The sequence below is a fragment of the Terrisporobacter petrolearius genome (assembly GCF_020748185.1).
GTDB lineage: Bacteria > Bacillota > Clostridia > Peptostreptococcales > Peptostreptococcaceae > Terrisporobacter > Terrisporobacter petrolearius.
In genome coordinates, this window is the sequence record NZ_JAHZMO010000138.1 from 1 (window position 1) to 499 (window position 499).

The 499-nt window shown below is 35.1% G+C and carries 1 protein-coding gene; it reads right to left on the reverse strand.

All coding sequences use genetic code 11. The features are described from left to right. Positions 1-499, reverse strand: a 499-nt coding sequence (locus K0040_RS20000; RefSeq protein ID WP_228110439.1) for an IS256 family transposase, incomplete at both ends; no start/stop codon positions are given.

Consider the following 499-nt stretch of genomic DNA (forward strand, 5'->3'; position numbering starts at 1 on the left):
TAATATACGCTGCTAGTTTTTTAATTACATGATTATCTCTCACCGAAAAATGAACAGCATCAATAAATATTATAGGATAAACCTCACTCAGCGGACGCTGTTGCCAATCTTTTATTTCAGGAAGTAACCTATCGGTTATATCAGAGACCATACCTTCGCTAACTTCAAATCCATATATATCATCAATTTGATCTGAGATTTGACGAGTTGATAGCCCTCTAGCATACATAGAAATTATTTTTTGTTCGATACTTGAAATGTCTTTTTGTCTTTTTTTTACTAACTGTGGCTCAAAAGTATTTTCGCGGTCTTGTGGTACATCAATTTCAAATTCACCATATTGGCTTCTAACCATTTTAGGCTTACTACCGTTACGTGAATTACTAGATTCAGTTCTTTCATAAGGTTCATACCCTAAGTGATTATCTAGCTCCGCCTTAAGCATGCTCTCTATAGTTCCGCCAAGTAGATCTTTTAAGGCTTCTTGTATATCTTCAGC